Here is a 25911-nt window from a genome sequence, read left to right as displayed (position 1 = left end):
CGGTGTGACGGGTTCCCGCGGTCGTCGCGCGAATCGCGCGGGCCACGCGGGGGGCGGGGCTCAGCCGGCCAGGACGTCCTCGGAGTCGAGGGTCACGCCCACGGCCTGGATCACCGAGGCGACCTTGACGGCCTCCTGGATGGTCTCCCGCTCGACGCCGGCCTTGCGCAGCACCTGCTCGTGCGAGTCGAGGCACTGGCCGCAGCCGTTGATCGCGGAGACCGCGAGGCACCACAGCTCGAAGTCGGTCTTCTCCACGCCCGGGTTGCCGATGACGTTCATCCGCAGACCGGCCCGCAGGTTCCCGTACTCCGGGTCTGAGAGCAGGTGACGGGTGCGGTAGAAGACGTTGTTCATCGCCATGATCGCCGCGGCGGACTTGGCTGCGGTGTACGCCTCGGCCGACAGCTTCTCCCGGGCGGCCGGCTCCAGCTCGCGCAGCACCTTCGGCGAGCGCGAGGCGATCGCGCAGGCCAGGACGGTGCCCCACAGCTGCTGCTCGGGCAGGTCGGAGTTACCGATGACCGAACCGAGGTTCAGCTTCAGGTCCTTGGCGTAGTCCGGTACGGCGGACTTCAGTTCGTCGAGGGCCATGGGTCACTCACCGGCCAGCAGCGCGACCGGGTCGAGGGTCTCCTCGCCGGACTTCCAGTTGCACGGGCACAGCTCGTCCGTCTGGAGGGCGTCGAGGACCCGCAGGACCTCCTTGGGGTTACGGCCCACGGAACCGGCGGTCACCATCGTGAACTGGATCTCGTTGTTCGGGTCGATGATGAAGACGGCGCGCTGGGCGAAGCCGTCCTCGCCCTCGACGCCGCACTCGCGCATCAGGTCGTGCTTGGAGTCCGCGAGCATCGGGAACGGCAGCTCGGTCAGGTCCGGGTGGTCCTTGCGCCAGGCGTGGTGCACGAACTCGGAGTCGCCGGAGGCGCCGAGGATCTGCGCGTCACGGTCGGCGAACTCGTCGTTCAGCTTGCCGAAGGCCGCGATCTCGGTCGGGCACACGAAGGTGAAGTCCTTCGGCCAGAAGAACAGCACGCGCCACTTGCCCTCGTAGGACTTGTGGTTGATCTGCTCGAACTCCTTGCCCTTTTCGAGCGAGACGCACGCGGTGAGGTCGTAGGACGGGAACTGGTCACCGACGGTCAGCATTGCACTCCTTGACGTCGTATGCCCCTTAAGAGGCTTACGTAGAGGTTGGGCTGCGCCCACCTTCGCACGGAGGTCATTGATCACGGAAATCAGGGGCGGTGGTGTCATTGATTGAGTTTGCTTATCGCCCCGCGTTGCCGGAGCGCCGCCCGCGCCCGACCCGGCGCGGGCGCGGGGCCCGGACACGGGGTGTACGGGGCGGGTGCGCGGGGTGAGGGCGCGGGATTGATCGTGCGTACCGGTTAGAATCGGGCGGTATTAATCGGCCCGGCCGATTAATCGGCCTCAGCCCCCACCGATACGGAACGCGCACCAGTGAGTACGGGACCAGCCCTCGCCGCGGGACACCGCAGGCGACAGCCGAGCCTCGCCCAGTTGCGGGCCTTCGCCGCCGTCGCGGACCATCTGCACTTCCGGGACGCCGCCGCGGCGATCGGGATGAGCCAGCCCGCGCTGTCGGGGGCGGTCTCCGCGCTGGAGGAGGTCCTCGGCGTCACCCTCCTGGAACGCACGACCCGCAAGGTGCTGCTGTCCCCGGCCGGTGAGCGGCTCGCCGCCCGCGCCCGGGAGGTGCTCTCCGGGGTCTCCGCCCTGCTGGAGGAGGCCGACGCCGTGCGCGCGCCGTTCACCGGGGCGCTGCGGCTGGGCGTCATACCGACGGTCGCGCCGTATCTCCTGCCGGCCGTGCTGCGACTGGCCGCGGGGCGCTATCCGGACCTCGACCTCCAGGTGCACGAGGAGCAGACCTCCTCGCTGCTGGAGGGGCTCGGCGCCGGACGCCTCGACCTGCTGCTGCTCGCGATCCCGGTGGCCGGGCCGGGCTTCACCGAACTGCCGCTCTTCGACGAGGACTTCGTCCTGGTCACCCCGCGCGGTCACTGGCTGGGCGGACGGGAGGGGCTGCCGCGCGAGGCGCTGCGGGAACTGCCCCTGCTGCTCCTCGACGAGGGGCACTGCCTGCGTGACCAGGCCCTCGACGTGTGCCGGGAGGCCGGACAGGACAGGGGACCGGTCACGACGACGGCGGCGGGGCTCTCCACGCTCGTCCAGCTCGTCGCGGGGGGCCTCGGGGTGACCCTTCTGCCGCGCACCGCCGTCCAGTTGGAGACGGCGCGCAGTGACCAGCTGCTCACCGGGTACTTCGCCGACCCGGCCCCGGGCCGCCGGATCGGCCTCGTGATGCGCTCCGGGACGGCGCGGAGCGAGGAGTTCGCCGCGCTCGCCGAGGGGCTGCGCGAGGCCCTGCGCCCCCAGCCGGTGCGGATAGTGGGCTGAGCGGCACAGGGCCGGACGGCGGTGGTGCTTACGGCAGGTTGCGGGCCATGACGATGCGCTGGACCTGGTTGGTGCCCTCGTAGATCTGGGTGATCTTGGCGTCGCGCATCATGCGTTCGACGGGGTAGTCGCGGGTGTAGCCGTAGCCGCCCAGGAGCTGGACGGCGTCGGTGGTGATGTCCATCGCGGCGTCGGAGGCGTAGCACTTGGCGGCGGCCCCGAAGAAGGTCAGGTCCCCGTCCACACGCTCGGACTTGGCGGCGGCGGCGTAGGTGAGCTGGCGGGCGGCCTCCAGTTTCATGGCCATGTCGGCGAGCATGAACTGCACGCCCTGGAAGTCACCGACCGGCTTGCCGAACTGCTTGCGCTCCCGCACGTAGCCCTTGGCGTAGTCCAGTGCGCCTTGTGCGATGCCCAGGGCCTGGGCGGCGATGGTGATGCGGGTGTGGTCGAGGGTCTTCATCGCGGTGGCGAAGCCGGTGCCCTCGGCGCCGATCATGCGGTCGGCGGGGATGCGCACGTTGTCGAGGTAGACCTCGCGGGTCGGGGAGCCCTTGATGCCGAGCTTCTTCTCCGGGGCGCCGAAGGAGACGCCCTCGTCGCTCTTCTCCACGACGAACGCGGAGATGCCCCGGGAGCGCTGGGTGGGGTCGGTGACGGCCATGACGGTGTAGTAGTCGGAGACCCCGGCGTTGGTGATCCAGCGCTTGACGCCGTTGAGCACCCAGGTGTCGCCCTCGCGTACGGCTTTGGTCTTCATGCCCGCGGCGTCCGAGCCGGCGTCGGGTTCGGACAGGGCGTAGGAGAACATGGCCTCGCCCCGGGCCAGGGGGCCCAGGTACTTCGCCTTCAGTTCCTCGGAGCCGGAGAGGATCACGGGCAGGGAGCCGAGTTTGTTGACGGCCGGGATCAGCGAGGAGGAGGCGCACACGCGGGCGACCTCCTCGATCACGATGACGGTGGCCAGCGCGTCGGCGCCCGCACCGCCGTAGGACTCGGGCACGTGCACGGCGTGCAGGTCGGCGGCGGTCAGCGCGTCCCGCGCCTCCTGCGGGAAACGGCCCTGCTCGTCCACCTCGGCCGCGAACGGGGCGATCTTCGCCTCGGCCAGCGCACGGACCGTCTCCCGGAGCATGTCGTGCTCCTCCGCCGGACGGTACAGATCGAAGTCGGAATCAGACATCAGCATCTCATCAAGGTCGGTGCGGAAGGTATGGAGTTCCCTCCATCATGGCACCAAGTGCCATGGGTCGGGAAGGCCGGTATGTTCGTGGCATGAGTGAGCAGCGCGACAGACCGGCCGGCGACGCGGCGCGGGCGTCCGGGGACGGGCCCGCGCGACCCGGGCCCGCGCCGGCGCCGGGGGAGCGGCAGGAGAAGGCGCCCATCCGTGAACTGCTGGTGGCGGCGGCCTTCGACCTGTTCGCCGAGCGCGGCTACGACGGGGCCACCGTCGACGACGTCGTGCGCCGCGCCGGGGTCGGCCGGCGCTCCTTCTTCCGGTACTTCCCGACGAAGGAGGAGGTCGTCTTCCCCGACCACGAGCGGGTGCTCGCCGACATGAACGCGTACCTGGAGGAGGAGCTTCTGGCCCCCGACCCGGTCGGCCGGGTCTGCGGGGCGGCGCTCCTGGTGACCCGCATGTACGCCCGGGACGCCGAGTTCTCCGTCCGGCGCTACGCCCTCACCCGCAAGGTGCCCGCGCTCAAGTCCTACGAGCTGTCCATGGTGTGGCGCTACGAGCGGGCCATCGCCGGCTACCTGGAGCGCCGGTTCGCGGGCGTTCCCGAGGGCGGGGTGCGGGCCCACGTGATCGCCGCGAGCGTCGTCGCCGCGCACAACCACGGGCTGCGCGCCTGGCTGCGCTCGGGCGGCCGGGGCGACGCCGTCACCGGGGTGGACCGGGCCCTCGACCTCGTCCGCCGCACCTGGAGCGGCAGCGAGGAGACCGTCGTCCTCGTCGCCCGCCGCGACGCCCCGATGTGGCAGGTCGTCCAGCGACTGGAGGAGGCCTGGCGGGAGGAGCGCCCGGGAGAGTGACGAGCCCGGGAAGGTGGACGAGCCCAGGAGCGTGACCCGGACACGGAGCGGGGAACTCAGTCCCCTGATCCGAGCGATCAAGAGGTACCGAGTTCCCCGCTCCGTTCCACACGGCTCAGCCGCTCACTCCGTGCGCAGCCCGTCCGCGCGCATCATCCGCCACAGCACCGGCAGGCTCAGCAGCGTCACGGACAGGATCAGGGCCGCGCCCACGCCCACCATCGGCAGGAAGACGAACCAGCCGGTCACCTCCTTGCCGAGCAGCCGGACCAGCGCCGCGCCCAGCCCCAGACCGCCGACCGTGGCGAGCGCGAGGCCCAGTGTCATCGGGATCGCCGTCTGCCACAGCAGCGACCAGGCCAGCGAGGAGCGCCTGGTGCCGAAGGCCGTCAGGGCCGCGAGCAGGCGCCTGCGCTCCCGCAGTTGCTCGATCATCGTCACGAACAGCGAGGCCGCGATCATGATCATCGTGACGACGGCGCCCACCTGGAGACCGTGCCGGACGCTCGTGTAGACCGAGTCCTGTTCGGTCGTGCTGAAGGCCCAGACCCGCATCGTGGGATCGACCTGGAAGACCGCGTCGCGCACGAGGTCCGCCGCGCCCGGCACCGAGTCGTCGAGCTGGATCGTGGTGGTCGTACCGGACCCGGCGTCCAGCACCTTGGTGTTGATCGCCGACGGGGTCAGGTACAGGCCGCCCGTCAGGTCGCCGCCCGGGTCCTTGCGGGCCACCGTGTCCGTCAGGTGCCCCGGCACGGTCCACAGCCGCGGGTGCTCGCCGCCGGAGTCGAGGTCGAGCCGCTGCCCGGGCCGCGACAGGGCCCTCGTGTCCTTGTCGTACTCCTTGTCGTCCGGCATGAACACGCGGAAGGCGTCGCCCTCCGCGCAGCGCCCGATCCGGGCCATCTCCTTGAGCGTCGCGCAGTCGCCGATGGTCAGGAACACGGTCTGGATCCGGTCCGCGTTCATGTCGGCCCCCGGCCGGTGGGCGGAGCCGGTCACCGAACTCATGACCTTCTCCACGGCGGGGAGCCGGGACAGGTCGCTGGTGAGCCTGCGCGACAGGTCCACGTCGGCGACCTGGGAGTACGCGCCCATACCGGCCCGGCCCACGTCCTCGCCGGTGACCTTCTGGAAGTCCGCGTTCGTCGCGAGCAGCAGCATCTGGAGGGCCACCGCCCCGGCCACCGCGACGGTGATCCCGCTGACCGCGCGGGCCGCCGTACCGCTGCTCAACTGGAGCCTGCGGACCGCGAGCTGCCACGGGACCGGGCCCCCGCGCGCCGTGCGCACCACGTACTCGACGAGCCACGGGAGCAGCAGGGCCAGCCCGAGAAGGGTGAGCGCCGCACCGCCGCCCAGCCGGTACGGGTCGATCGCCTGGTCGGCCCGCTCCTCGGGTGTGGACCGCAGCCGCTGGTCCGACAGCAGCACGGCGATCCCGAGCACGGCGATCACCAGCCGCCACCACAGCCGGCGCCCGCGCGGGACCGCGTCCCGCACCACGCCCAGCGGCTCGATCGCCACCGCGCGCAGCGAGAGCAGCGTCACGACGACCGCCGACACCGGCACCGCGAGGCACACCAGGACGGCGATCCAGACCACCGGCGTCAGGTCTCCCGGGTACGCGCTGAACCGGCTGACGGAGAAGTGCGGGGCCACCTGACGCGCGCCCAGGAACAGACCGCCCCCCAGGACCAGGCCCAGCAGCGAACCGAACAGCGCTTCCCCGGCGGCGGTCCGCCGGGTCGTCGCGATGTCCGCGCCGATCAGCCGCAGCGCGGCGAGCCGGCGGTCGCGCCCCTCCCCGCCGAAGCGCACCGCCGTACCGATGAAGATCAGGACGGGCGTCAGCAGCACCACGCAGATCATGATGATCAGCGCCAGCAGCACCGGGTCCAGCGGGTCCGACTCCTGGGCCTTGTTCTTCGCCCAGGCGTGCGCGTACAGGAGGGTGTTGCGGTAGGGGGCGTCCGCCCGCGCGCCGGGGTCGAGGTACACGAACAGCTCGTGCGGCTGCTCCAGGCCCGAGGGGCCGATCGTCCCGGCCTCCTTGTACGGGGCGAACCGCTTCCGCAGCGACGCGTTCCCCTTGTCGGCGAGCAGCTCGTGCAGGGCGGGGGAGACGAACATCTCGCCGGGCCCGGGGAAGCGGTCCGTGCCCCGGGGCGCGGGGGCGTCCCGGCCCACCTTGCGGACGACGTAGCCGCCGATCGTGCGGTCCCGGAACTCGCTGCTCCCGTCCCCCACCCGGAAGGCGCGGGGATCGTGCGCGGCGGCCGCCGCCTCCGTGTACTGGGGGGTGCGGCTCTGCCACCGGTCGCTCTGGCGCGCGTTGAGTGTCGGCACGCAGGACGCGGTGAGCAGCAGCAGGACGCCCAGGCCCACGCCGAGCGCCGTCAGCGCGGCCCTGATCCAGCCCTCCCTGCCGCCCGCCACGGCGAGCCGCACACCCATCGCCAGGTCCCTGGCCCACATGGCGACACCCTTCGGCGGGCGGCCCGGCGGCGGGGACGCTGGGGCGGCCACCGGCCGCTCGTCGAGCGCGCTCATACGTACTGCCCCATGTCGCGGGACTTGCCGTCCCGTACGACGACCTCGCGGTCCGAGTAGGCCGCGACCCGCGCCTCGTGGGTCACGAGGACCACGGCCGCGTCGGTCGAGCGCGCGGCCTCCGTCAGCAGCTCCATGACGCGCTCCCCGTTGAGGGAGTCGAGGGCGCCCGTCGGCTCGTCGGCGAACAGCACCCGGGGGCTCGTGACGAGCGCCCGGGCCACCGCGACCCGCTGGCCCTGACCGCCCGAGACCTCCCCGGGACGGCTGCCCCGCAGGTCCGCCACCTCCAGGCGCTCCATCCAGCTCAGCGCGTGCTGCTCGGCCTCCTTGCGCCGTACGCCGTTGAGCCGCAGCGGCAGCGCGACGTTCTCGACGCAGGTCAGCTCGGGCACCAGCCGGCCGAACTGGAAGACGAAGCCGAAGTCGCTGCGCCGCAGCGCGCTGCGCCGGCTCTCCGGCATCGCGCTCAGCTCGGCACCGCCGTACACGATCAGGCCCTCGTCGGGCGGCACGATCCCGGCGAGGCAGTGCAGCAGTGTGGACTTGCCCGAGCCCGAGGGGCCCATGACGGCGACGACCTCGCCGGGGTGGATCGAGAAGTCGGCGCCGTCCAGCGCCGGGGTGCGGCCGTAGGTCTTGCGTATGCCCTGCGCGCTGAGCAACGAGCCCTCGGGGATCATCCGGTCACCTGCCGGGCGAGCTTGCCCAGACGGGCGGTGGCCAGCTCCAGCCAGCGCAGATCGGCTTCGAGGTGGAACAGCGCGTGATCGCAGATCAGCTGGTCCGCGAGCTCTCCGGAGCGCTTGCGCTCGGTCAGCGAGCGCATCAGCCGCAGGTGCTCCGCGCGCTGGACGTCCATGACGTCGCGCGCGTCGCGGCCGGTCAGCAGGGCGAGGACGACCTTGGTGTACAGGGTCGACTGGAGATACGGCTCCGGCTTCTCCGGAGTGGCCAGCCACTGCTGGACGTCGGTGACGCCGGCGTCGGTGATCGCGTACCGCTTGCGTTCGGGGCCCTCCCCCGACTCGACGCCGTCGACCTCGACGAGCCCGTTCTTCAGCAGACGGGACATCGTCGAGTAGACCTGGCCGTAGTGCAGCGGCTTGTCGTGCCCGAACTTTTCGTCGAAGACGCGCTTCAGGTCGTAACCGTGGCGGGGCCCCGACTCCAGGAGACCGAGAAGTGTGTGACCAATGGACATGGCGAGCACTATACACAGGACGTATACGTGCCGTGTATACGTCCTGTGCATAGCTGGGGAAAGTGCCGCCGGTGACCCGCGTTTCGGCAGGTCACCGGCGCGTTCGGTGCTCGTGGGAGTGGTCGGCCAAGGTGGGCCCCGGCCGGTCCCGGGTCAGAGGGTGTCGCCCTCGTCCTGGGTCCGCCCCGCCTCGCCCTCCGGCGCCGGCCGCTCCCGATGCGGGCGGCCCCGGCGGGCGATCGGGGCCGCCGATCCGGGCAGCCGGCCCGCCTCGGCGAGCGCGCGCCGCAGCAGGAACTCGATCTGCGCGTTGGCGCTGCGCAGTTCGTCGGCGGCCCAGCGGGCGAGCGCGTCGTGGACGAGCGGGTCGAGGCGCAGCAGCACCTGCTTGCGCTCCGCCCGGGCCCGGCGCCGGGAGGGCTGCGGCTCCTGTTCCGGCGGGTCCGGCGGTCCGGTCACGGGTCCGGTCACTGGTAGAGCGTGCCCGTGTTCACGACGGGCTGGGCCGCGCGGTCCCCGCACAGCACCACCAGGAGGTTGCTGACCATGGCCGCCTTGCGCTCCTCGTCCAGCTCCACGATGTCCTGCGAGGTGATCCGGGCCAGGGCCTGCTCGACCATGCCGACCGCGCCCTCCACGATGAGCCGCCGGGCCGCGACGACCGCCCCGGCCTGCTGGCGCTGGAGCATCGCCGAGGCGATCTCGGGGGCGTACGCGAGGTGGGTGAACCGGGACTCGATGATCTCGACGCCCGCCGCCTCGACCCGTGCGTGCAGCTCGACCGCGAGTTTCTCGGTGATCTCCTCGGCGTTCCCGCGCAGCGACAGGCCGCCCTCCTCGTGCGCGTCGTACGGGTACTCGATCGCGATGTGCCGTACGGCGGCCTCGGTCTGGGTCGAGACGAACTCCAGGAAGTCGTCCACCTCGAAGCTGGCCTGCGCGGTGTCCTGGACCCGCCACACCACGACGGCGGCCAGCTCGATCGGGTTGCCGTACGCGTCGTTGACCTTCAGGACGGCCGTCTCGTGGTTGCGCACCCGGGTGGAGATCTTCTGCCGCGAGGTCAGCGGGTTGACCCAGCGCAGCCCGTCCACCCGGATCGTGCCCCGGTAGCGGCCGAAGAGCTGGACCACCCGGGCCTCGCCGGGGGCGACCATGTTGAGCCCGGCCATCGCGAAGCAGGAGCCGATCGCGAGCAGGATGCCGACCGCGATGAGTACGGCCTTGACCGCCGTCGAGTCGAAGGCGGAGGCGGTGATCGCCAGGCCCAGACCCACGACGAGGCCGATCAGCCCCAGCAGCAGGGCGAGCCCGCCGCCGATGCTCTGTGCGGTGAACTCGCGCACCCGCGGCTTCGGCATCTCGGGCAGGTCCCCCGGGACCGCGTCCTGAGCGGAGGGGGAAGGGCGAGAGGTGGGGGTGGTGGGCGGAGTCTCGTGCGGCTCGGTCATGACGTCCCCGTTCTGTGCGTGTCCGGTGGGTTCCGGCGTACTCGACCAGTGTGTTCCCGGCCTGCGGCATGAGCCGGGAGCCGGGCCGTCGCGACGGCTCCCGGCTGTCCGAAAGCCTCGCTCATCACTAGCTAAGTGATATCACTTTACCCTTTCCGGCAACCGTTCACGCCCGGAAGGAGTCGGAATCAGTAGGAAGCGCGCAGAGGGGCGTGCGCGCAGGGAAGTGCCGGGGAACGGGTGGGGCGGAGGAGGCGGGCGAGGGCCGGGTGCTCATTGTCACGTCCGGAAAAGACCGGATCGACGGGCGTTTGTCCCAGGGTGCGGTGTTAGTTTTCAGAGCTGACTTTTCAGCGCTGACCGAGAGCTGACCAGAAGCAACGGCCGCCACGGCGGCCACGAGGAGCGGGGCCGTCGAGCATGGGGCGAGCAGAGGAGAGACGAGCGCGTCAGCGCTCGGGCCGGGGGGCCGGTGGCGCCCGGCGCGGCGGCATACGCCGCCTGTTCACCTGGAAGAAGATCCTCGGCACGTTCTTCGGGCTGTGCCTGCTGGGGATAGCCGGGCTGGTCGGCGCGTACTTCTACGTCGACGTCCCCGAGGGCAACGCGGACGCGAGCATCCAGAGCAACGTCTACAAGTACAGCGACGGCACGGTCATGGCGAGGACCGGTGAGCGCAACCGGGAGATCGTCGGGCTGGACCGGGTCCCCAAGGCGGTGCAGCACACCTTCGTCGCCGCCGAGAACAAGTCCTTCTACACGGACAAGGGCGTCGACCTGAAGGGCACCGCGCGCGGAGTGCTCAACACCCTCGCGGGCAAGGGCAAGCAGGGCGGATCGACGATCACCCAGCAGTACGTGAAGAACTACTACCTCACCCAGGACCAGACGGTCAGCCGCAAGCTCAAGGAACTGGTCATCTCTCTGAAGGTGGACCAGCGTTACTCGAAGGACGACATCCTCGCCGGGTACATCAACACGAGCTACTACGGCCGCGGCGCCTACGGCATCCAGGCCGCCGCCCAGGCGTACTACGGGGTCGACGCGGAGGACCTCAAGGTCGGGCAGGGCGCCTACCTCGCGGCGCTGCTCCAGGCCCCCAGCCAGTACGACTGGTCCTCGGCCACCCCGCTGGGCAAGGAACTCGTCACCAAGCGCTGGAACTACGTCCTCGACAACATGGTCGAGAAGCACTGGCTGGACGCGGGCGAGCGCTCCTCGCTGAAGTTCCCGGTGCCGCACGGCCCCAAGCCCGATCCGGGCCTCAAGGGCCAGGCCGGCTACCTCAAGGAAGCCGCGCAGAACGAGCTGATCCGCCGGCTGGAGACCCAGGGGCTCTCGCACGACGAGGCCAAGGCCAAGGTCGAGGCGGGCGGTTACACGATCACGCTCAACATCGACCGGAAGAAGCAGAAGCAGCTGGAGGCGTCCGTCAAGCGGCAGCTGACCTCCAAGCTCGACCCGAAGGCCCGGCAGGTGGACGCCGACGTGCAGGCCGGCGCCGTCTCGGTGAACCCGAAGAACGGCAAGGTGCTCGCCCTGTACGGGGGCGCGGGCTACCCGGAGCACTACACCTCCAACGCGACCCGCGCCGACTACCAGGCGGCGTCGACCTTCAAGCCGCTCATCCTCGCGGCCGCCCTCCAGAACGAGGCGACCACGCAGGACGGAAAGCCGATCACCGCGTCCACGATCTACGACGGCACGAGCAGGCGGCCGGTCAAGGGCAGCGGCATAGGGTTCGCCCCGCCCAACGAGGACGACGTCGACTACGGTCCCGTCACCGTCCAGAAGGCCATGAACAAGTCCATCAACTCGGTGTTCGCGCAGATGGGCGTGGACGTCGGCATGGACAAGGTGCTCAAGACCGCCGACGCCCTCGGCATGGACGCCAAGGACCTCCAGGCGGTGCCCGCGCAGACCCTCGGCTCGATGGGCGCCAGTCCCCTGCAGATGGCCGGCGTGTACGCGACGCTCGACAACCACGGCCGCAAGGTCAGCCCGCAGATCCTGAAGTCCGTGCAGCACGAGGGCGCCGACATGGACCTGCCCAGCGCCATCGGCGAGCGGGTGATAAGCCGCGAGGCCGCCGACTCGGTGACCTCCGTGCTCACCGGGGTGGTCGACGACGGCACGGGCGCCGCCGTGCGCAACTCCCGCCAGGCCGTCGCGGGCAAGACCGGCACCTCCGACGACAACAAGTCGGCGTGGTTCACCGGCTACACCCCCGACCTCGTGACCTCCGTCGGCGTCTTCGGGGAGGCCGACGGGCCCCGCGAGGTCAAGGGCAAGACGCTCCGGAAGGGCAGCCAGGTCTCGGTGAGCGGCGCCGGCGGGGGCGGCCGGGTCAACGGTGGCGGGTTCCCCGCGCAGATCTGGGCCGACTACACCTTCGACGTCCTGGGCGCGCCCAGCGAGTTCGACCTCGACACCGACATGGGCGCGGCCGTCGCCCCGCCGCCGGAGCCGAGCCCCTCGCAGTCGCCCTCGCCGCAGGACTCGCCCTCGTCGAGCCCGACGCCCTCCCCCTCGGAGTCCTCGCCGTCTCCGTCACCCTCCTCGCAGACGCCCGAGCCGCCCTCGCCGTCCGCGGACGAGCCCTCCTCGCCGGCCTCGCCCTCGCAGCCGCAGCCGCCCGACGGGGAGAGCCCCGGGGGCCCCTCGCAGCCGCCCGAGCCCGACCTGCCGCAGTTGTTCGGCGGCGGCGACGACCAGTAGCGCCGCGCCCGTATCGCCGGTCAGGACGACGGCGACGGCACGGAAGGGGCCCCGGCCCGCGCGCTCGACGCGTGGAACCGGGGCCCCTTCCGTGCGGCCGGACGCTCCCGTCAGGGCTGTCCGACCTTCGCGGCGATCCGGTCGCCGATGTTCTTGTCCACGTTGCGCCAGTACTGCACGGCGCGCGCGAGCACCGGCGGGGTCACGCCCTGAAGCAGGTGACCCGACACGTTGTCCACGAAGCGGTCGCGGGCCGCGTCGTCGAAGACCTTGCGGACCATCGTGCCCGCCTGGCCCCAGTCGTCGTCCTCCCGGCGCAGTGTGTACGCCTCCCGGACCATCTCCCCGGCCGCGTGCCAGCCCGCCGGGTCCCCGAAACGCCCGACGTCCGCCGCCGGACCGCCGTACGAGTTCGGGGCGTACGGCATCGCCGTGTTCGACGGGACGTACCGCATCGGCCCGTCCTTCGCGTACGAGTTGACGGGGGAGTGCGGGCGGTTCGGCGGGAGCTGCGCGTAGTTCGGGCCGATCCGGTACCGGTGCGTGTCCGGGTAGGAGAACAGCCGGCCCAGCAGCATCTTGTCCGGGGACGGGCCGATGCCGGGCACCATGCTGGAGGGCTCGAACGCGGCCTGCTCGATGTGGACGTGGAAGTCCTCGGGGTTGCGGTCGAGCACCATCCGGCCCACGTCGATCAGCGGGTAGTCGGAGTGCGGCCACACCTTCGTCAGGTCGAAGGGGTTGAACCGGTAGTCCGCCGCGTCCTCGAACGGCATGACCTGGACCTTCAGCGACCAGCTCGGCGCGTTGCCCGACTCGATCGACTCGAACAGGTCCCTGCGGTGCTTGTCCGCGTCGTGACCGGCCAGCTCGTCCGCCTCGTCCTGGGTCAGGTAGTCCAGGCCCTGGTCGGTGTGGAAGTGGTACTTGATCCAGAACCGCTCCCCGGCGCCGTTCACCCACATGTAGGTGTGCGAGCCGTAGCCGTTCATGTTGCGGTACGTCTTCGGGACGCCCCGGTCGCCCATCAGGTACGTCACCTGGTGCGCCGACTCGGGGGACAGGGTCCAGAAGTCCCACTGCATGTCGTTGGAGCGCAGCCCCGTGCGCGGATGCCGCTTCTGCGAGCGGATGAAGTCCTGGAACTTGATCGTGTCCCGGACGAAGAAGACGGGCGTGTTGTTGCCGACCAGGTCGTAGTTGCCCTGCTCGGTGTAGAACTTCAGCGCGAAACCGCGCGGGTCGCGCCACGTGTCGGGCGAGCCCTGCTCCCCGGCGACGGTCGAGAAGCGCGCCAGCATCTCGGTGCGTTTGCCCGGCTGGAACAGGTCGGCCTTCGTGTACTGGCTGACGTCGTTGGTCACCTCGAAGAACCCGTAGGCGCCCGAGCCCTTGGCGTGCACGACGCGCTCGGGGACCCGTTCCCGGTTGAACTGGGCCATCTTCTCGATGTTGTAGTGGTCCTGGAGCAGGATCGGTCCGTCCGGCCCGATGGTCAGCGAGTTCTCGTCGCTCTCCACGGGGATACCGGCGTTGTTCGTGGTGTACGGGGCCTTCGGGTTGCGCACATCCTCGGTCACGAGCGTCCTCCCGGTCAGTGGGGGTGGGGTCGGGTCGCTTCGTCCACCAGGTCAGTCAACTGGGCGGGGTGCGTGTCGGCAACACGGAGTGCGTGTCGGCTACGCGGGGTGGTGGGCGTGCCTCTGGGGGTCGAGTGCCCTTGGGGGGCGGGGGTAATCGGCCCTTCGGGCCTCGTCCTCAAGCGCCGGACAGGCTGGAAATGGGCTGATGCTGGGGGGCGTGGCTGTGCGGCCCTTCGGGCCTCGTCCTCAATCGCCGGACGGGCTGGAAATGGGCTGATGCTGGGGGGCGTGGCTGTGCGGCCCTTCGGGCCTTGTCCTCAATCGCCCCCCAGACTTCGTCCGGGGGGACCCCCAGGACGGGCTGGAAAATGGGCTGATGTCGGGGAGCGGGGAGCGGGGAACGGGGAATCGGGGGATCGGGGTCAGAGGTTCAGTTCGAACCAGACGACTTTTCCGGTGCTCAGGCGGGTGGCGTCCCAGCGGCGGGCCAGGCGGTTGACCAGGTAGAGGCCGCGGCCCCCCTCGTCCGTGGAGCGGGCGTTGCGCAGCCTCGGGAGCTGGGGGACGTCGTCGCCCACCTCCACGCGCAGCACGTCCGTGCGCAGCAGGCGCAGGGTCACCGGCCGCGAGGCGTACCGCACCGCGTTCGTCACGACCTCGCTGACCAGCAGCTCCACCGTGTCGACGTGCTCGGACAGGTCCCAGCGCTCCAGGGCCTCCCGGGCCAGCCGGCGGGCCCGGCCGACCGCCGCCGGCTCGGCGTCCAGGAACCAGAACGCGACGTCGCTGGGCGCGATCCCGTCGAAGCGGGCGGCGAGCAGCGCGATGTCGTCGTCCCGGTCGCCCGGGCCCAGCATGTCGAGGACCTCGTCGCACAGGGCCTCCAGCGGCGGCGCGTGGTCCACGCCCGTCAGCCGGGCCGTCGCCACCAGTTTCTCGCGCAACTGCTCGATGCCGGTCCACACGTCGCGCAGCCGCGACTCGACGAGGCCGTCCGTGTACAGCAGCAGAGTCGCGCCCGCCGGGGCGTCCAGCTCGACCGCCTCGAAGTCGACGCCGCCGACCCCGATCGGCGCGCCCGACGGTACGTCCAGGACCTCCGCGTGGCCGCCCAGGTGCAGCAGCACGGGCGGCGGATGCCCCGCGTTCGCGATGGTGATGCGGTGCGCGACCGGGTCGTACACGGCGTACACGCAGGTCGCCATGCGGTCCGTGCCCAGCCGCTGCGCCTGCTCGTCCAGATGGTGCAGGACCTCCTGCGGGGGCAGGTCCAGGCCCGCGAGGGTCTGCGCCGTCGTCCGCAGCTGGCCCATGACCGCCGCCGAGGTCATCGAGTGGCCCATGACGTCGCCCACGACGAGCGCCACCCGGGAGCCGGGCAGCGGGATCGCGTCGTACCAGTCGCCGCCCACCCGCGCCGTCTCCGCCGCCGGCAGGTACCGGCTCGCGAGCCGTACGCCGGTCGGGTTCGGCAGCGTCTCCGGCAGCATCATCCGCTGCAACTCGTCCGCGATGTACGCCTCGCGGCCGTACAGCACCGCCTTGTCGATGCCGAGCGCGCTGTGCGTGGCCAGCTGCGCCGTCACCAGCAGATCGTCCGCGGCGAACGGCACCCGGTCCGGGCCGCGCAGGAACACGGCCGCGCCGATCACCCGGCGCCGGCCGCGCAACGGGGCGAGGATCGCCCGCTGCCCGTCCTCGCCGAGCAGCGGGGGCACCGCGTCCTCGCCCAGCAGCTCGGGCAGCGCCGCGAGCGCGGCGGGCGAGCCGCCGAACACCGGGCGCACCCCGCGCAGCACCTCGGCCAGCGCCCCGCCGCCCCGGACCCGGCACAGCTCCGCGCCGCGCACCCCGCCCTCGGCGGTCGGCGCCGCCGGGAGCAGCGAACCGGTCACCGCGCTCGTCTCGCTGTCGGTCTGCCCCTCCGGGATGCGGTCGGTACGCCGCAGCCGCAGCACGAGCGGGCCGCTCGGCCGCTCCTCGCCCACCGGCAGCGGATCGCGCAGGTACACCAGGATCGCGTCGGCGAAGGTCGGCACCGTGGCCCGGCACAGGCCCATCACGATCTCGTCGAGATCGATGCCGCGCGCGATCCGCCGGGTCGCGGAGCCCACGAAACGCAGCCGCTCACCCTCCCGCCGCTCCCGGGCCTGCGGGGAGGACAGCGCTTTCTCGTCCTCCGTGAACGCCCGCATGCCCGTCGAGGCGACCCCCAGGCCGAGCCCGGGAACGAGCCCGGGGTCGGACTGCCGCGGCTGCTCGCCGCGTGGGCGCGCTCCCTCCCCGGCGCCGCCGCCGGGCTCCCCGTCCCTCGTGTGGCCCAGCGGTTCGCCCGGCCCGGTGTCACGCTCCCCGCCGGGGGCGGGGCCGTTGTTCTGGCCGGGCAGCGCGACCGGCCCGGCGGCCTCGGGGGCCTCGGCGCGCAGTAGCGCCCCGCGCGGGTCGGCGGGGGCTTCGGGGCGGCGGCCACTGTGCTGCCGGCCCTCGGGGGAGGTGGGATGCTCGGTCACGCGTTTCGAATCCGTCCGTCCGGGCTGCGCGCCCCGCGCTCAGGCGCGTCGGCAGTTCAGGAAGAGCTGGTACTCGGGTGGGGCGTCGGTGGTGGCGGGGGCGTAGGCGTACGAGTCCTCGGCGAGGATCTCGAAACCGGCCCCGCCCACGACTTGGCGCAGCTCGGCGCGTAGATATCCGGATACCCGGATCTCGTGCCCGAGGAACGGGATGCCCGCGTCGTCCAGGTCGGCCTCGACCATGGACAGCGCCAGCAGCCCGCCGGGCCGCAGCAAGGAGCGCAGGGAGGACAGAGCGTAGGGGATCTCGGTACGCGGAAGCATCAGCAGCGTGAAGAAACAGGTGATGCCGTCGAAGTGGCCGAGGCCCTCGGGGCCGTCCGGGCGCAGCGCCGCCACGTCCCGCCGCAGGAAGGTCCCGCCCGGCACGTTGGCGCGGGCCAGCCCGACCATCCCCGGCGACAGGTCGACACCGGTCACCTCGTGCCCGTCCGCGACGAGGGCGCCCGCCGTGGGCAGCCCCGTACCGCAGCCGACGTCGAGTATCCGGGAGCCCGCCGCCAGTTCGCCGGACAGCCAGGCACCCGCGGCGAGCTGCCCCTCCTTGTGCGGGAAGGCCGCGTCGTAGTGCCGCCCGATGGCGTCGAACGCCTCGGCCTGACCCGTACGGTCCGGTGCCCCGGCCCCGTATCCCTCGTACCCCACGCTCACGTACCGTCCGCCCCTCATTGACACTCTGTCAACCACCGTGCACGTACCGGGTGTTGTCCCGCGCCGAGGCCACCGGACCGGGCGGCCTCGCGGAGGACGATCCTACGTTTCGACCTCCGGGGCGGGGCAAGGGTCTCATGCCGTCAGTCGTTCGGGCAGGCGGTCCCAGTCGGCCGGAAGAGCGGGAACCGGCCAGCGCGGATCGGGCCGCCAGTCCTGCCAGGCGTCCCGGAACGGGGCGCCCCACTCCTCGATCACGGCGACCGCCGCGCGCCCCGCCGCCCGCACCCGGGCGGCCTGCGCGGCGTCCATCAGCCCGTCCTGCCCGGCCTGCGCGAACTCGTCCTCGTCGCGCCAGCACCACGTACGGTCCTGGTAGACGTCGATGTCCAGGAAGTGATCCCGCGAATCCACCCCGCCGGACCAGCGCACCCGCGGTTCCTCCAGGTTCACGTACCAGTGCGCGAAGCGCCAGTCCTGCTCCCACCACAGCCACACCGACCAGGGCTGACCCCAACGGGCCACCTTCAGCACACCCATTCCGTACCACTCGTCGTGCGCCAGCGCGCGCGGCTTCGTGTACCGGGTGGCCAGCGGCTCGTGGTGGACGGGGGTGCCGTCCGCCAGCACCGGCTTGACGCACCGCGTGCCGGGCGCGAGCCAGGCCGCGAGCAGCTCCTCCGTGTCCTGAACCACCGTCATGGGGCGGCAGATGTGGAAGCGCTCGCCGCCGTTCTCGCGGTAGCGCCACAGGATCTGGGTGCCGGGCGGCCAGGGGCCGGTGGCGTGTGGGCTCATGCGCGGATTTTACGGCCGGGTCCGGCGGGCCCCGTCGTCAGGGACGCCCCGCGAGGGCCGCCGGGCGGGCGGCCACCCGGCCCGCCCGCCCGGCAGGGGCCCGCTCACGGGTGCGTCATGCTCAGGACGTCCAGGGCCTCGTCCAGCTGCTCGACGGTGAGGTCGCCGCGCTCCACGTAGCCCGACTCCAGGACGACCTCGCGGATCGTCCTGCGCTCGGCCAGGGACTTCTTCGCGACCTTCGCCGCCTCCTCGTAGCCGATGTACTTGTTGAGGGGCGTCACCACGGACGGGGAGGACTCGGCGTACTCGCGGGCCCGCTCCACGTTCGCGGTGGTGCCGTCGACCGTGCGGTCGGCGAGCAGCCGCGACACGTTCGCGAGCAGCCGCACCGACTCCAGGACGTTCTTCGCGATGACCGGCAGCATCACGTTCAGCTCGAAGTTGCCGGCCGCGCCCGCCGCCCCGACCGTCGCGTCGTTGCCCACGACCTGCACCGCGACCTGGAGCACCGCCTCCGGGATCACCGGGTTGACCTTGCCCGGCATGATCGAGGAACCCGGCTGGAGGTCCGGCAGCGCGATCTCGGCCAGACCCGTGCGCGGGCCCGAGGCCATCCAGCGCAGATCGTTGGCGATCTTCGTGAGGCCGCCGGCGATGGTCCGCAACTGCCCGCTGGTCTCGACGATCCCGTCCCGCGCGCCCTGCGCCTCGAAGTGGTCGCGGGCCTCCGTCAGCGGCAGGCCGGTGACCCGCGCGACCTCCGCGATCACCGCGGGCGAGAACCCGGCCGGCGTGTTGATCCCGGTGCCCACCGCCGTACCGCCCAGCGGCAGTTCGGCGAGCCGGGGCAGGGAGGCCCGCAGCCGCTCCACGCCGTAGCGCACCTGCGCCGCGTACCCGCCGAACTCCTGGCCCAGGGTCACCGGCGTCGCGTCCATGAGGTGGGTGCGGCCCGACTTCACGACCTGCGCGAACTGGTCGCGCTTGCGCTCCAGCGCCGCCGCGAGGTGCTCCAGGGCCGGGATCAGGTCCTCGGTGACGGCCGCCGTCGCCGCGATGTGGATCGAGGAGGGGAACACGTCGTTGGAGGACTGCGAGGCGTTGACGTGGTCGTTGGGGTGGACCGGGGAGCCCAGCCGCTCGGTCGCGAGGGTCGCCAGTACCTCGTTCGTGTTCATGTTGGACGAGGTGCCCGAACCGGTCTGGAACACGTCGACCGGGAAGTGCTCGTCCCAGCGGCCCTCCGCGACCTCCCCGGCCGCCTCCTGGATGGCCCGCGCGATGCCCGGGTCCAGGACGCCCAGCTCCGCGTTGACCTTCGCGGCGGCCCCCTTCACCAGGGCCAGCGCCCGGATGTGGGCCCGCTCCAGATGCTGACCGGACACCGGGAAGTTCTCCACCGCCCGCTGCGTCTGCGCCCGCCACTTGGCGTGCGCGGGCACCCGCACCTCGCCCATGGAGTCGTGCTCGACGCGGTACTCGTCCGCCGGTGTGCTCGTCATCTCGTCCTGCCTCCTGAAGGCCGTCCCGCTGATGTCCGTGACGATCAAGGTGTACCCCGCATGTCCCCAGGGTCCCTCTGGACGCAGCGAACCGCCCCGGGACGCTATTCCGTCAGCGTCCCGGGGCGGCCGGAGGATCACACGGCGCGAGGCGCCCGCGCGAGCCGGGGAACGCGCGCGCCAGGCGCGCGCCCGGCGGTCAGACGAGGCCCGGACCGCGCACCGGGATCGACGTGAAGGTGGGCGCGGGGGCCGGCTCGGTGAAGAAGTCGTTGCCCTTGTCGTCGACCACGATGAAGGCCGGGAAGTCCTCGACCTCGATCTTCCACACCGCCTCCATGCCCAGCTCCTCGTACTCGACGACCTCGACCTTCTTGATGCAGTCCTGCGCCAGGCGGGCGGCCGGGCCGCCGATCGAGCCGAGGTAGAAGCCGCCGTGCGTCGCGCACGCGTCCGTGACCTGCTTCGAGCGGTTGCCCTTGGCGAGCATGACCTTGGAGCCGCCCGCCGCCTGGAACTGCTCGACGTAGGAGTCCATGCGGCCCGCCGTCGTCGGGCCGAAGGAACCGGACGCGTAGCCCTCGGGGGTCTTCGCCGGGCCCGCGTAGTACACCGGGTGGTCCTTCAGGTACTGCGGGATCTCCTCGCCCGCGTCCAGGCGCTCCTTGAGCTTCGCGTGCGCGATGTCGCGGGCCACGACCAGCGGGCCGCTCAGCGAAAGACGCGTCTTGACCGGGTGCTTCGACAACTCGGCGAGGATGTCGTCCATCGGCTGGTTCAGGTCGATCCGCACGACCTCGCCGTCCTCGGCCAGGTGCTCCTCGGTCGTCTCCGGCAGGAACCGCGCCGGGTCCGTCTCCAGCTGCTCCAGGAACACGCCCTCGGCGGTGATCTTCGCGACGGCCTGCCGGTCGGCGGAGCAGGACACCGCGATCGCGACCGGGCACGAGGCGCCGTGCCGGGGCAGCCGCACCACGCGCACGTCGTGGCAGAAGTACTTGCCGCCGAACTGCGCGCCGATCCCGATCTTCTGGGTCAGCTCGAAGACCTTGTCCTCCAGCTCCTTGTCCCGGAAGCCGTGGCCCAGCGGGGAGCCCTCCTCGGGCAGCTCGTCCAGGTAGTGCGCCGAGGCGTACTTCGCGGTCTTCAGCGCGAACTCGGCGCTCGTGCCGCCCACCACGATCGCCAGGTGGTACGGCGGGCAGGCCGCCGTACCCAGCGAACGGATCTTCTCCTCCAGGAACTTCATCATCGAGCCCTCGTTGAGGACCGCCTTCGTCTCCTGGTAGAGGAAGGACTTGTTGGCCGAGCCGCCGCCCTTGGCCATGAAGAGGAACTTGTAGGCCCCGCCGTCCGTCGCGTACAGCTCGATCTGCGCCGGGAGGTTGGAGCCGGTGTTCTTCTCCTCCCACATGGTCAGCGGCGCCATCTGCGAGTAGCGCAGGTTCAGCTTCGTGTACGCGTCGTAGATACCGTGCGCGAGGGCCTTCTCGTCCTCGCCGCCGGTCAGCACGTTCTGGCCGCGCTTGCCCATGACGATCGCGGTACCGGTGTCCTGGCACATCGGGAGCACCCCGGCCGCCGCGATGTTCGCGTTCTTCAGCAGGTCCAGCGCCACGAACTTGTCGTTCGAGGAGGCCTCGGGGTCGTCGATGATGCGGCGCAGCTGCGCGAGGTGCGCGGGACGCAGATAGTGCTGGATGTCGTGGACGGCCTCGGCCGCCAGCGTCCGCAGCGCCTCCGGCTCCACCTTGAGGAAGGTCCGCCCGTCCGCCTCGAAGGTCGTCACTCCCTCGGAGGTCACCAGCCGGTACGGCGTCGTGTCCTCTCCCGTAGGCAGCAGATCGGTGTACGCGAACTCCGGCATCGTGGCCATTCCTCGTGTGGGTCTGCGGGCCACTCCTCCGGCCCGGCGTGCCTGCCTTGGCAGCGCCTTTCAGCGTAGAACGTGCGGCGGACGGCGCGGCTGTGAGGTAAGGCTCAGTGCGCGGGCCGGGCGGGACGACCGGGGGACTGCCGAGGCGAGGGGCCGCTGGGGGGCTGCTGGGGGGAGGTGAAGGGCCAGGAGTCCTCCCGGCGTCCTCGAAGAGCGCCGCCTCTGCCTCTGGTCGCGATCTATCGCGTTTGGGTACGCTGGGCCGGTGGACCTCGAAAAGCGCCCTCAGCCGCCCGCCACCACCGCGCCCCCCGCCCAGGCGCCGCCCGCCCTGCGGGCCTCGGACGCCGACCGGGACCGGTTCTCCGACATCCTGCGCGAGGCCCTCGCCGAGGGCCGGCTCACCGCCGAGGAACACGGCGAGCGCGTCGACGCGGTCTACCGCGCCAAGACCCTCGCCGAGCTGGAGCCGCTCGTCTCCGACCTGCCCCGGGCCGGGCATCCCGCGGCGGGCCCCATGCCCCGGCAGGCCCCGGCCGGCTACGCGGGCGCCGAGGAGAACCTCGTCGCCGTCCTGTCCAGCTCCACGCGCAAGGGGCGCTGGCGCGTCCCGGCCCGCATCAGCGCGTACTCGGTGTTCGGCAACATCGAGATCGACCTGAGCGAGGCCCTGTTCGAGCACCAGCAGGTCGTCGTGCACGCCGTCTCGGTCTTCGGCAACGTCGAGGTCCGGGTCCCGGAGAACGTGAGCCTGCGCGGCAGCGGCAGCGGAATCCTCGGCAACTTCGAGGTGGACACGCTGGAGTCCCGCGACCCGGGAGCCCCCGTCGTCCACATCCAGGGCTTCGCCGTCCTCGGCAACATCGAGGCGAAGCCGAAGCGGGGCCGCATCGTCCGCGACCTCACCCGGCATCTGCGCAAGCACCTGGGGCATTGAGGGGGCGGCCAGGGGGCGGACGGCTCCGTACGGGCCCGCCGCGGCGGCCGGGACGCGTGCCGCGCGGCGGGGACTCGGTGCACTCAGTGCATAGGCGTGCGTACAGCGGGTAGAGCTTGCTCCATCGTCTCTCGCTCGCGAAGCCGTCGTCAGGAGTAGACCGTGCTGCATTCGCCGCGTCAGTCCCTGCAGGTAGCCGCAGTACCCGCGCAGCGGGTACCGGTGCCGGAGCGAGATCAGGACTCGCCCTGGCATACGGAGGCCGTCTGCCGTCGCGACGAGGCGGGACTCTTCTTCGCGCCCTCCAAGGAGCCCACGGCCGCGCGCCTGTCCCGGGAGGACGCCGCGAAGCGGCTCTGCGCGGCCTGTCCGGTCCGCGTCGAGTGCCGCGAACACGCGCTCCTGCAGCCCGAGCCGTACGGCGTGTGGGGCGGCCTGACCGCGGCCGAGCGCCGCGTCCTGCTGGCCCGCCGCAGGCGCCGGGACCTGGAGATCAACAAGAGCCCGCGGCACGTCGCGGCGGCGGGCTGAGCCCTCGCGGCAGCCCCCGCGCGTACGGGCGGCCCCGTCCGGCGCCCGCCGACCCCCGCACGAGGTCCGAGGGCGCCGGAAGAGACCCGCTCAGCTGGCCCGGTCGAAGTCCACCGAGCTGTAGGCGCGCAGCTTCGACAGGCGGTGGGTCGAGTCGATCTGGCGGATCGTGCCCGACTTCGAGCGCATCACCAGGGACTGCGTCGTGGCCGTCTCCGAGCGGTAGCGCACGCCGCGCAGCAGTTCCCCGTCGGTGATCCCGGTCGCCACGAAGAACACGTTCTCGCCGGAGACCAGGTCGTCCGTGGACAGGACCCGGTCCAGGTCGTGGCCCGCGTCCAGCGCCCGCGCGCGCTCCGCGTCGTCCTTGGGCCAGAGCTTGCCCTGGATGACCCCGCCCAGGCACTTGATCGCGCACGCGCTGATGATGCCCTCGGGCGTGCCGCCGATCCCCATGAGCAGGTCGACGCCGGTGCCCTCGCGCACCGCCATCACCGAACCGGCCACGTCGCCGTCGGAGATGAACCTGATCCGCGCCCCGGTCTCCCTGATCTCCTTGACGATGCCCGCGTGCCGGGGGCGGTCCAGGACCATCACGGTCACGTCGTCGGGCGCGGAGTGCTTCGCCTTCGCCACGCGGCGGATGTTGACCGCGACGGGCGCGTTGATGTCCACGTAGTCGGCGGCCTCGGGGCCCGTGACGAGCTTGTCCATGTAGAACACGGCCGAGGGGTCGAACATCGTCCCCCGGTCGGCGGCGGCCAGGACGGCGATCGCGTTCGGCATGCCCTTCGCGCACAGCGTCGTCCCGTCGATCGGGTCCACCGCGATGTCGCACTCGGGGCCGCCGCCGTCGCCGACGTTCTCCCCGTTGAAGAGCATCGGCGCCTCGTCCTTCTCGCCCTCGCCGATGACGACCACGCCGTTCATCGTGACGGTGGAGGTCAGGGCGCGCATCGCCTTGACGGCCGCCCCGTCCGCGCCGTTCTTCTCCCCGCGCCCCACCCAGCGGCCGGCCGCCATCGCGGCGGCCTCCGTGACCCGGACGAGTTCGAGGGCGAGGTTGCGGTCGGGGGCCTCCGGCGAGACCTCCAGCGGGGCCGGGAGATGGTGATCGGGCTGGTGATCGGACATCGGGACGCACCTTCCTGATGCGGAGCGGCCGCGGCCGCCACGTCCTGCCGGGGCGAAGGGCCCGCCGGGGGCGGTGGACGTGGACGGACAGGCCGGACGAGGGTTGCCTCCGACTGTATCCGTAGTACGACAATATGAGCACGGGGGCCCACGGATGAGCGCGGCCCCCGCCTGAGACCATGGGACCGTGGCAGGGAAAAAGGGCAGACAGACGGTACGGGACATGATCCTGTCGCTGGGCGTGATCGTCGCCATCGCGGCCGGTATCTACATCTTCGTCCCCCATGACGAGCACCACGACCCGATCAAGCGCGTGGACTACCGGGTCGAGCTGCTGACGGCGCAGCGAGCCGCGGCCTACCCGGTGGCGGCGCCCCGGGGGCTCTCGAAGGACTGGAAGCCGACCTCGGTGCGCTACCGGGGCACGGACGGCGACGCCTGGCACCTCGGCTATCTCGACCCCGAGGGCAAGTACGTGGCCGTCGAGCAGTCCACCCAGGAGCCGGCGAGGTTCATCGACGACGTCACCCAGGGCGCGCGGAAGGCCGGCGGCGCGACCGAGGTCGACGGCAGGTCCTGGGCCCGCTACCAGGGCGACACGTACGACGCCCTCGTGCTGCGCGAGGGCAGGTCCACCACGGTCGTCACCGGCTCGGCCTCCTTCCCGCAGCTGGAGCAGTTCGCCGCCGCCCTGAGCACGGACAAGGCCCCGGAGCCGGAAGCGGCGTGACGCGGGGGCGCCGCGTGGGTCCGGCCGGGCGCACGCGCGATCAGCCCGTCTCGCCCAGGCGCGGGTAGTCGGTGTAGCCGCGGTGGTCCCCGCCGTAGTAGCCGCGCCGGTCGGGGGTGTTGAAGGGGCCGCCGGCCGCGAGGCGTTCGGGCAGGTCGGGGTTGGCCAGGAACAGGGCGCCGAACGCGAGGACGTCCGCGAGGCCCTCCTCGACCAGGGGCAGCGCCTCCGGTCCGGTGTGCGCGGGATGGGTGAACGGGTTGAGGACGAGGACGCCCGGCCAGTTCTTGCGCAGCCGGTGGGTCAGTTCGCGGTCGGCGCCCTCGACCAGGTGGAGGTAGGCCAGGTCCAGCCGGGCCAGACCGGCCACCAGGGCCGCGTACGTCGCGTCGAGGTCCGCCGGGTCGGTCTCGGCGACGTCGTTGAAGGGGTTGCCCGGCGAGACGCGGAAGCCCGTACGGTCCGCGCCGATCGCCGCCGCGACGCGCTCGGCGACCGCGATGCCGAAGCGGGCGCGGGCGGCGGGCGAACCGCCGAACGCGTCGGTGCGCCGGTTCGCGTGGGGGGCGAGGAACTGGTGGACGAGGTAGCCGTTGCCCCCGTGGATCTCCACCCCGTCGAAGCCCGCGCCGATCGCGTTGCGGGCCGCGTGGGCGAAGTCCTCGATCGTCGCGTCGACGCCCCGCGCGTCGAGCTCCCGGGGCGTGACGAACTCCTTCGGGCCGTCCTGCGTGTAGACGCTGCCCTTCGCGGCGACCGCCGAGGGGCCCACGGGGACCAGTCCGTCCGGCAGCAGGCTGGGGTGGCCGATCCGGCCGGCGTGCATGAGCTGGGCGAAGATCCGTCCGCCCGCCGCGTGGACCGCCTCGGTGACCCGCCGCCACGCCGCGACCTGGGCCGCCGAGTGCAGGCCGGGGGTGTCCGGATAGCCCTGGCCCACCGCCGAGGGCTGGATTCCCTCCGTGACGATCAGCCCGGCCCCGGCCCGCTGCGCGTAGTACGTCGCCGTCAGCGCGGTCACCGTGCCTCCGGGCCCGTACGCGCGGCTGCGGGTCATCGGGGCCATGGCGACGCGGTTGGCCAGCCGGACGCCGCCCAGCTCGATCGGGTCGAAGGCAGTGCTCATGATCAGCTCCCTGGCGCGTGGTGATCGTGGCGCCAGTGTTCCGCCGCCGCGCGCGGCCGGGAAGGGCGTGTCCGGAT

The 25911-nt window shown here is 71.9% G+C and carries 22 protein-coding genes; 6 read left to right on the top strand and 16 right to left on the bottom strand.

Annotation, left to right across the window (positions count from 1 at the left end; all coding sequences use genetic code 11):
- Positions 1-60: 60 nt before the first annotated feature.
- Entirely contained in the window at positions 61-594 is a 534-nt protein-coding gene (locus AB0J21_RS29360; protein ID WP_363149180.1) for an alkyl hydroperoxide reductase, read from the bottom strand.
- A gap of 3 nt (positions 595-597) precedes the next feature.
- Complete coding sequence (locus tag AB0J21_RS29355) at positions 598-1152, bottom strand: peroxiredoxin (RefSeq protein WP_363149179.1); 555 nt, start codon at positions 1150-1152, stop codon at positions 598-600.
- 315 nt (positions 1153-1467) lie between these two features.
- Between AB0J21_RS29355 and AB0J21_RS29350 the strand changes: the two genes are divergently transcribed.
- Positions 1468-2427, top strand: a complete 960-nt coding sequence (locus AB0J21_RS29350) for a LysR substrate-binding domain-containing protein (RefSeq protein ID WP_363149178.1) — start codon at positions 1468-1470, stop codon at positions 2425-2427.
- Between the two features lie 28 nt (positions 2428-2455).
- On the opposite strand, the gene AB0J21_RS29345 is transcribed toward AB0J21_RS29350, so the two are convergent.
- The gene (locus AB0J21_RS29345; protein WP_363149177.1) at positions 2456-3610 is read right to left on the bottom strand and encodes an acyl-CoA dehydrogenase family protein; all 1155 of its coding nucleotides are present in this window, start codon (positions 3608-3610) and stop codon (positions 2456-2458) included.
- A gap of 92 nt (positions 3611-3702) precedes the next feature.
- Here AB0J21_RS29345 and AB0J21_RS29340 point away from each other — a divergent pair, with 92 nt between their 5' ends.
- Positions 3703-4467 carry a TetR family transcriptional regulator gene (locus AB0J21_RS29340; RefSeq protein WP_363149176.1) on the top strand — a complete coding sequence of 255 codons (765 nt, stop codon included), beginning with the start codon at positions 3703-3705 and terminating at the stop codon, positions 4465-4467.
- A 123-nt stretch (positions 4468-4590) separates the two neighbouring features.
- Here AB0J21_RS29340 and AB0J21_RS29335 read toward each other — a convergent pair whose 3' ends face one another.
- The 5 genes from AB0J21_RS29335 to AB0J21_RS29315 all read right to left on the bottom strand — a co-directional run bounded on the left by AB0J21_RS29335 (position 4591) and on the right by AB0J21_RS29315 (position 9585).
- Positions 4591-7020 (bottom strand): FtsX-like permease family protein, encoded by a 2430-nt coding sequence (locus AB0J21_RS29335; protein WP_363149175.1) that lies wholly within the window; start codon positions 7018-7020, stop codon positions 4591-4593.
- On the bottom strand, positions 7017-7703 hold the full coding sequence (locus tag AB0J21_RS29330) for an ABC transporter ATP-binding protein (RefSeq protein ID WP_363149174.1): 687 nt from the start codon (positions 7701-7703) through the stop codon (positions 7017-7019). Before AB0J21_RS29330 ends, AB0J21_RS29335 begins: the two co-directional genes overlap by 4 nt.
- Complete coding sequence (locus AB0J21_RS29325) at positions 7700-8224, bottom strand: PadR family transcriptional regulator (protein WP_363149173.1); 525 nt, start codon at positions 8222-8224, stop codon at positions 7700-7702. The genes AB0J21_RS29330 and AB0J21_RS29325 overlap by 4 nt, the downstream gene beginning before the upstream one ends.
- Positions 8225-8377: 153 nt before the next feature.
- A complete protein-coding gene (locus AB0J21_RS29320; protein WP_363149274.1) occupies positions 8378-8683 on the bottom strand; it encodes a hypothetical protein in 306 nt (101 codons plus the stop codon).
- 8 nt (positions 8684-8691) lie between these two features.
- A complete protein-coding gene (locus tag AB0J21_RS29315) occupies positions 8692-9585 on the bottom strand; it encodes an SPFH domain-containing protein (RefSeq protein WP_363149273.1) in 894 nt (297 codons plus the stop codon).
- A gap of 510 nt (positions 9586-10095) precedes the next feature.
- Between AB0J21_RS29315 and AB0J21_RS29310 the strand changes: the two genes are divergently transcribed.
- Positions 10096-12393 carry a transglycosylase domain-containing protein gene (locus tag AB0J21_RS29310; RefSeq protein ID WP_363149172.1) on the top strand — a complete coding sequence of 766 codons (2298 nt, stop codon included), beginning with the start codon at positions 10096-10098 and terminating at the stop codon, positions 12391-12393.
- 110 nt (positions 12394-12503) lie between these two features.
- Here AB0J21_RS29310 and AB0J21_RS29305 read toward each other — a convergent pair whose 3' ends face one another.
- The 6 genes from AB0J21_RS29305 to AB0J21_RS29280 all read right to left on the bottom strand — a co-directional run bounded on the left by AB0J21_RS29305 (position 12504) and on the right by AB0J21_RS29280 (position 21367).
- A complete protein-coding gene (locus AB0J21_RS29305) occupies positions 12504-13973 on the bottom strand; it encodes a catalase (RefSeq protein ID WP_363149171.1) in 1470 nt (489 codons plus the stop codon).
- A gap of 425 nt (positions 13974-14398) precedes the next feature.
- The gene (locus tag AB0J21_RS29300; protein WP_363149170.1) at positions 14399-16486 is read right to left on the bottom strand and encodes an ATP-binding SpoIIE family protein phosphatase; all 2088 of its coding nucleotides are present in this window, start codon (positions 16484-16486) and stop codon (positions 14399-14401) included.
- 39 nt (positions 16487-16525) lie between these two features.
- A complete protein-coding gene (locus AB0J21_RS29295; RefSeq protein ID WP_363149169.1) occupies positions 16526-17215 on the bottom strand; it encodes a class I SAM-dependent methyltransferase in 690 nt (229 codons plus the stop codon).
- A 117-nt stretch (positions 17216-17332) separates the two neighbouring features.
- Positions 17333-17995, bottom strand: coding sequence for a DUF402 domain-containing protein (locus AB0J21_RS29290; protein WP_363149168.1), 663 nt, complete (start codon positions 17993-17995; stop codon positions 17333-17335).
- Positions 17996-18099: 104 nt separating this feature from the next.
- Positions 18100-19500, bottom strand: coding sequence for a class II fumarate hydratase (locus tag AB0J21_RS29285; protein ID WP_363149167.1), 1401 nt, complete (start codon positions 19498-19500; stop codon positions 18100-18102).
- Between the two features lie 199 nt (positions 19501-19699).
- A complete protein-coding gene (locus AB0J21_RS29280; RefSeq protein ID WP_363149166.1) occupies positions 19700-21367 on the bottom strand; it encodes a fumarate hydratase in 1668 nt (555 codons plus the stop codon).
- Between the two features lie 274 nt (positions 21368-21641).
- Here AB0J21_RS29280 and AB0J21_RS29275 point away from each other — a divergent pair, with 274 nt between their 5' ends.
- Together AB0J21_RS29275 and AB0J21_RS29270 are read left to right on the top strand one after the other, a co-directional pair.
- Positions 21642-22313: a DUF1707 domain-containing protein gene (locus AB0J21_RS29275; RefSeq protein WP_363149165.1), complete on the top strand. Its 672-nt coding sequence runs from the start codon at positions 21642-21644 to the stop codon at positions 22311-22313.
- 162 nt (positions 22314-22475) lie between these two features.
- Positions 22476-22844 carry a WhiB family transcriptional regulator gene (locus tag AB0J21_RS29270; RefSeq protein WP_363149164.1) on the top strand — a complete coding sequence of 123 codons (369 nt, stop codon included), beginning with the start codon at positions 22476-22478 and terminating at the stop codon, positions 22842-22844.
- Positions 22845-22934: 90 nt separating this feature from the next.
- Here AB0J21_RS29270 and glpX read toward each other — a convergent pair whose 3' ends face one another.
- Positions 22935-23978: a class II fructose-bisphosphatase gene (glpX, locus tag AB0J21_RS29265; RefSeq protein ID WP_363149163.1), complete on the bottom strand. Its 1044-nt coding sequence runs from the start codon at positions 23976-23978 to the stop codon at positions 22935-22937.
- A gap of 187 nt (positions 23979-24165) precedes the next feature.
- On the opposite strand from glpX, the gene AB0J21_RS29260 reads away from it, so the two are divergent.
- Positions 24166-24708 (top strand): DUF4245 domain-containing protein, encoded by a 543-nt coding sequence (locus AB0J21_RS29260; protein WP_363149162.1) that lies wholly within the window; start codon positions 24166-24168, stop codon positions 24706-24708.
- A 40-nt stretch (positions 24709-24748) separates the two neighbouring features.
- Here AB0J21_RS29260 and AB0J21_RS29255 read toward each other — a convergent pair whose 3' ends face one another.
- Complete coding sequence (locus AB0J21_RS29255) at positions 24749-25834, bottom strand: alkene reductase (protein ID WP_363149161.1); 1086 nt, start codon at positions 25832-25834, stop codon at positions 24749-24751.
- Between the last annotated feature and the right edge of the window lie 77 nt (positions 25835-25911).

Source organism: Streptomyces sp. NPDC049954 (genome assembly GCF_040656295.1).
Lineage (GTDB): Bacteria > Actinomycetota > Actinomycetes > Streptomycetales > Streptomycetaceae > Streptomyces.
The sequence above is the reverse complement of the archived record's forward strand: the minus strand, read 5'-3'. Positions and strand labels throughout refer to the sequence as shown.

Bases quoted from the DNA above. Each gene is read 5' to 3' on its own strand.
- AB0J21_RS29360 (WP_363149180.1), bottom strand. From the start codon at position 594: ATGGCCCTCGACGAACTGAAGTCCGCCGTACCGGACTACGCCAAGGAC.
- AB0J21_RS29355 (WP_363149179.1), bottom strand. From the start codon at position 1,152: ATGCTGACCGTCGGTGACCAGTTCCCGTCCTACGACCTCACCGCGTGC.
- AB0J21_RS29345 (WP_363149177.1), bottom strand. From the start codon at position 3,610: ATGTCTGATTCCGACTTCGATCTGTACCGTCCGGCGGAGGAGCACGAC.
- AB0J21_RS29340 (WP_363149176.1), top strand. From the start codon at position 3,703: ATGAGTGAGCAGCGCGACAGACCGGCCGGCGACGCGGCGCGGGCGTCC.
- AB0J21_RS29335 (WP_363149175.1), bottom strand. From the start codon at position 7,020: ATGAGCGCGCTCGACGAGCGGCCGGTGGCCGCCCCAGCGTCCCCGCCG.
- AB0J21_RS29330 (WP_363149174.1), bottom strand. From the start codon at position 7,703: ATGATCCCCGAGGGCTCGTTGCTCAGCGCGCAGGGCATACGCAAGACC.
- AB0J21_RS29325 (WP_363149173.1), bottom strand. From the start codon at position 8,224: ATGTCCATTGGTCACACACTTCTCGGTCTCCTGGAGTCGGGGCCCCGC.
- AB0J21_RS29315 (WP_363149273.1), bottom strand. From the start codon at position 9,585: ATGCCGAAGCCGCGGGTGCGCGAGTTCACCGCACAGAGCATCGGCGGC.
- AB0J21_RS29310 (WP_363149172.1), top strand. From the start codon at position 10,096: ATGGGGCGAGCAGAGGAGAGACGAGCGCGTCAGCGCTCGGGCCGGGGG.
- AB0J21_RS29295 (WP_363149169.1), bottom strand. From the start codon at position 17,215: ATGAGGGGCGGACGGTACGTGAGCGTGGGGTACGAGGGATACGGGGCC.
- AB0J21_RS29290 (WP_363149168.1), bottom strand. From the start codon at position 17,995: ATGAGCCCACACGCCACCGGCCCCTGGCCGCCCGGCACCCAGATCCTG.
- AB0J21_RS29285 (WP_363149167.1), bottom strand. From the start codon at position 19,500: ATGACGAGCACACCGGCGGACGAGTACCGCGTCGAGCACGACTCCATG.
- AB0J21_RS29280 (WP_363149166.1), bottom strand. From the start codon at position 21,367: ATGCCGGAGTTCGCGTACACCGATCTGCTGCCTACGGGAGAGGACACG.
- glpX (WP_363149163.1), bottom strand. From the start codon at position 23,978: ATGTCCGATCACCAGCCCGATCACCATCTCCCGGCCCCGCTGGAGGTC.
- AB0J21_RS29255 (WP_363149161.1), bottom strand. From the start codon at position 25,834: ATGAGCACTGCCTTCGACCCGATCGAGCTGGGCGGCGTCCGGCTGGCC.